Source organism: Kitasatospora sp. NPDC093558 (assembly GCF_040683475.1).
Lineage (GTDB): Bacteria > Actinomycetota > Actinomycetes > Streptomycetales > Streptomycetaceae > Kitasatospora.
In genome coordinates, this window is the sequence record NZ_JBFBDY010000575.1 from 1 (window position 1) to 3,949 (window position 3,949).

General features: G+C 73.0%; 6 protein-coding genes and 1 pseudogene. 2 read left to right on the forward strand and 5 right to left on the reverse strand.

Annotated features, from left to right (window positions below):
• From AB0O00_RS31690 to AB0O00_RS31700, 3 genes are all read right to left on the reverse strand, one after another.
• The coding region (locus tag AB0O00_RS31690) for a TAXI family TRAP transporter solute-binding subunit (protein WP_363657635.1) at positions 1-316 on the reverse strand (316 nt) is incomplete at its 3' end.
• Positions 313-1,158 (reverse strand): polysaccharide deacetylase family protein, encoded by an 846-nt coding sequence (locus tag AB0O00_RS31695; protein ID WP_363657637.1) that lies wholly within the window; start codon positions 1,156-1,158, stop codon positions 313-315. The genes AB0O00_RS31690 and AB0O00_RS31695, both read right to left, overlap by 4 nt.
• Before the next feature lie 78 nt (positions 1,159-1,236).
• Positions 1,237-1,629 (reverse strand): helix-turn-helix domain-containing protein, encoded by a 393-nt coding sequence (locus tag AB0O00_RS31700; RefSeq protein ID WP_363657639.1) that lies wholly within the window; start codon positions 1,627-1,629, stop codon positions 1,237-1,239.
• A 142-nt stretch (positions 1,630-1,771) separates the two neighbouring features.
• Here AB0O00_RS31700 and AB0O00_RS31705 point away from each other — a divergent pair, with 142 nt between their 5' ends.
• Both AB0O00_RS31705 and AB0O00_RS31710 read left to right on the forward strand, forming a co-directional pair.
• Positions 1,772-2,740, forward strand: a complete 969-nt coding sequence (locus AB0O00_RS31705; RefSeq protein ID WP_363657641.1) for an NADP-dependent oxidoreductase — start codon at positions 1,772-1,774, stop codon at positions 2,738-2,740.
• 30 nt (positions 2,741-2,770) lie between these two features.
• Entirely contained in the window at positions 2,771-3,091 is a 321-nt protein-coding gene (locus AB0O00_RS31710) for an NIPSNAP family protein (RefSeq protein ID WP_363657643.1), read from the forward strand.
• Positions 3,092-3,144: 53 nt separating this feature from the next.
• Here the strand turns inward: AB0O00_RS31710 and AB0O00_RS31715 are convergent, their stop codons facing one another.
• Both AB0O00_RS31715 and AB0O00_RS31720 read right to left on the reverse strand, forming a co-directional pair.
• The gene (locus AB0O00_RS31715) at positions 3,145-3,591 is read right to left on the reverse strand and encodes a hypothetical protein (RefSeq protein WP_363657645.1); all 447 of its coding nucleotides are present in this window, start codon (positions 3,589-3,591) and stop codon (positions 3,145-3,147) included.
• A gap of 76 nt (positions 3,592-3,667) precedes the next feature.
• Positions 3,668-3,949 (reverse strand): annotated as a pseudogene (locus AB0O00_RS31720) (dethiobiotin synthase); the annotation flags it as partial.

The window sequence follows — 3,949 nt, forward strand, 5'->3', positions numbered from 1 at the left end:
CGAAGGTGTCGCGGCCGAGCACCGCGTCCTCGGCGGCGTCCGCGGTGGCCAGTGCGAGGTCGACGGCACCGGCGTCGAGCCGCCGCAGGTTGTCCACACTGGCCGCGGTGCTCACGGGGGTGACGGTGAGCCGCCGGTGGCCGGCCGCCACGGCGTCGGTGAAGGACCGTCCGAAGGCGTTGTACGGCCCGCCCTCGGGCCCGCTCGCCAGCCGCAGCGACCCCGTGGGCCCGCTCCCGTCCGAGCACCCGGCGAGGACGCCGGCGGCCCCGCCGAGCAGCACGGCCCGGCGGGTGAGGGCGGGCCCGGCGGTCAAAGCGTGACGAACGTGTAGCCCTTGGCCTTGAGGGCCGGGAGCACCGAGCGCAGGGCTTCGAGCGTCTGGGTGCGGTCGCCGCCGCCGTCGTGGCAGAGGAGGATGTCGCCGGGCTTGGCGGCCAGGAGCTTCTCGGTGATCTTGTTGACGCCGGGCCGGGCCCAGTCGCGCGGGTCGACGTCCCAGTCGATCGGGGTCAGGCCGAGGCGGGCGGCCTCCTCGAAGACCGTCGGGGACCAGTCGCCGCCGGGGGAGCGGAAGAGCGTCGGCACGGCGCCCCCGGCGTCGACGACGACGGACTGCGTGTCGGTGAGCTGCTGGCGGATCTGGGCGGCGCTGCGGTGCGAGAACGGCTGCGGGTGCGTCATGGTGTGGTTGGCCAGGGTGTGGCCGTCCGCGGCGATCTGCTTGATGACGTCCTTGTTGGCGTGCGCCTCGCTGCCGACCACCGAGAACGTGGCCCGGATGTCGTACTTGCGCAGCAGTTGCAGCACCTGCGGGGTGTAGAGCCGGCTCGGGCCGTCGTCGATGGTCAGGGCGACGGCGTTGGACGGGGCGTTGGGCAGCAGATCGTGGATCTTGAACACCGGCTTGGTCCGCACCCCGACCGGCGTGGCCGACGGCACCGGCAGCCCCGGGACGGCGGGCGGGTCGGTCGGCGCGGCGGGGGAGAACGAGTCGTTCGGCGAGTCGCCGTTCGCGCTGTCGGCGCTCGCGGACCCCGAGCTGCTGCACCCGGCCAGCGCGCCGCCGGCCCCGAACACGGCGGCCCCCGTCGCCGCCCACGTCAGCAACTGCCGCCGCGCCACCGTCCGGTCGTCGCCCGCCCGCCGCATCGTCATGATCCGTCCCCCCGTGTCTCGTGCCGGTCCTGCTCCTCGGACGCGGTGATGCCCAGGCCCGGTTGCAGTGATCAATGTCTACCCTACGACCGGCTCCGCGATCGTCTCGGCGCTGCGGTACGCCTGGTCGAGGTTCTCCTCCACCCAGCTGCGCAGGTGGTTGAGCGGGACGGCGGCGCTGCGCCCGAGGTCGGTGAGGGAGTACTCGACGTGCAGCGGGACGGCCGGGTAGACGGTGCGGTCGAGGATGCCGAAGTCCTCCAGGCGGCGGAGCGTCTGGGTCAGTACCTTCGGGCTGATCCCGCCGAGCCGGCGCTGGAGCGCGCCGAAGCGCTGCGGACCGTCCTCCAGGGCCCCTATGGCGAGCGCGGACCACTTGTTGGCCAGCAGGTCGAGCAGCGCGCGGCACGGGCACTGGGCCGCGTAGACGTCGTGGTGGGCGTGCTGGCCGCTGGGGCACGTGGTCGCCATGCGTTCACTCTCCTGACCTGGAGGCTTTCCAAAGGGAAGTATTAGCCCTTGAAGGTAACCATATCCCTCCGGATAGCGTCGCCGACGTCAGGGGGAAGGCCGCCGACGGCCTCCCCGGGAACGTCGTTTCAGGAGTTTTCGCATGTCCGCAGACACGATGCGCGCGGTGGTCCAGGACGGTTTCGGCGGTCCGGAGGTGCTGCGGGTCGAGCAGGTGGAGCGCCCGGTGCCGCTGCCCACCGAGGTGCTGGTGCGGGTGCACGCCGCCGGTGTGAACCCGGTGGACTGGAAGACCCGTGCCGGTTCGGGCATGGCCGGCCTGCTGGGCGAGGGCCCGTTCACCCTCGGCTGGGACGTGTCGGGCGTGGTCGAGGAGGTCGGCTTCGGCGTGACCACGCTGAAGCCCGATGACGAGGTCTACGGCATGCCGTGGTTCCCCCGTCTCGCCAACGGCTACTCGGAGTACGTGACCGCCCCGGCCCGGCAGTTCGCCCGCAAGCCCGCCACCCTGGACCACGTGCACGCCGCCGCCGTGCCGCTGGCCGCGCTGACGGCCTGGCAGGCCGTCGTCGACACCGCCCACGTCACCGCCGGGCAGCGCGTCCTGGTCACCGCCGCGGCCGGGGGCGTCGGCCACTTCGCGGTCCAATTCGCCCGGCACCTGGGCGCCCACGTGATCGCCACCGCGAGCGCCGCCCGCCACCAGTGGCTCAAAGAGCTCGGCGCGGACGAGGCCGTCGACTACACCACCACCCGCTTCGAGGAGGTCGTCACGGACGTCGACGTCGTCATCGAGCTGGTGGGCGACGCGCACGACGACAGCAGCACGCGGTCGCTGAAGGCGCTGCGCCCCGGCGGCCTGCTGGTCACCATCCCGGCCGGCGTCTCCCCGGAGCTGGCCGCCGCGGCCGAGGCGGCGGGCGTGCGGGTCACCCCGTTCCTGGTCGAGCCGGACGGCGCCGCGCTGACCGCGATCGCCGGGCTGATCGACGCCGGCGAGGTCGCCGTCGAGGTCGAGGAGACCTACCCGCTGGAGCGGGTCGCCGAGGCCCACGCGCGCGGCGAGGCCGGCCGCACCCGTGGCAAGCTCGTCCTGACCGTCACGAACTGAACCGCGCCACAAGGAGTTTGGAGCAGCAGCATGTACTACGAGATCCGCCGCTACCAGGCCCGTCCGGGCCGCCGCGACGAGTGGGTGCGCTACATGGAGGACGTGGTCATCCCGTTCCAGTCGTCGATGGGCATGGACGTGACCGCCTCCTTCGTCGTCGACGACGACGAGGACGGCTACGTCTGGATCCGCCGCTTCGAGGACGAGGCGACGAGCGAGGCCGTCTACGCCGCGGTGTACGGCAGCGAGCGCTGGAAGGAGGAGATCGGCCCGGTCGTGCGCGGCCTGCTGCTCACCGAGCAGACCGTCGTCACCCGCGTGACACCGACCGCCGCCTCACCCCTGCGGTGACCGCCGCCTCACCCCTGCGGTGACCGGCGCGATGACGAAGGACGCCTCACCGCTCAGGGATTGTTGAGCGCGTACGAGCGGAACGTCGCGAGGAGCGGCAGGACATCGGTCTTGTTCGGGTCCTCCGTGACCGCCCGCATCGCGTCGATCACCACGTGGGCGATGGCCTTCGTCACCACCAGGTCGTGCGGTGCGGCCACCGCGCCCCACGTCTTGAGCGCCCGGGTGAGCAGTGCGCTCATCCGGGCGCCGATGTTGGAGCTGACGGCGTCCGACAGCTCGGCGATCTCCTCGTCGCTCATCGTCGAGCGCAGGCCGAAGGCGAGCGCCATGAGCGTGTCCATCGCGTGCTCGCCGTACGCGGCCACCAGTGCCGGCAGGGTCTGCTCGCCCGGCCCGCCCGCGGCGAGGGCGGACAGGGCCTCGTCGTCGTCCTTCCACGCCGCCTCCAGGGCGGCCAAGGCTCGGAGAGCCTCGTCTACCGTCAGCCCGTCTGTCATGGGGAGAACGGTATTGAGCCGCACCGGGCGGCACGCGGTTCGGGGGCCGACATCACACGTTCGAGCGAAGCCCGGCTCAATCCGGCCGGTTCGCTCCGGCGAACTGCTTCGCATCCCATCCACCGCCCAGTTCCGGGGCCAGGGAGGCGAGGGCGAGCGCGGCGAAGTCGGGGGCGTCACCCGCGCGTTCGGGGAGCGCGCCGAGGAGCGGGGCGCCGGCCGAGCGCGGCAGGTCGGCGAGGTTGCAGCGCTCGGCGAGGCCGGGGGCGGCGGGCCAGGAGCCGACGACGACGCCCGCGAGCGGCAGTCCGCGCGCCGCGAGGGCCTCCGCCGTCAGGGCGACGATGTTCAGGGTGCC

Coding starts and splice junctions, on each gene's coding strand:
- AB0O00_RS31695 (WP_363657637.1), bottom strand. CDS start 1,158: ATGACGATGCGGCGGGCGGGCGACGACCGGACGGTGGCGCGGCGGCAG.
- AB0O00_RS31700 (WP_363657639.1), bottom strand. CDS start 1,629: ATGGCGACCACGTGCCCCAGCGGCCAGCACGCCCACCACGACGTCTAC.
- AB0O00_RS31705 (WP_363657641.1), top strand. CDS start 1,772: ATGTCCGCAGACACGATGCGCGCGGTGGTCCAGGACGGTTTCGGCGGT.
- AB0O00_RS31710 (WP_363657643.1), top strand. CDS start 2,771: ATGTACTACGAGATCCGCCGCTACCAGGCCCGTCCGGGCCGCCGCGAC.
- AB0O00_RS31715 (WP_363657645.1), bottom strand. CDS start 3,591: ATGACAGACGGGCTGACGGTAGACGAGGCTCTCCGAGCCTTGGCCGCC.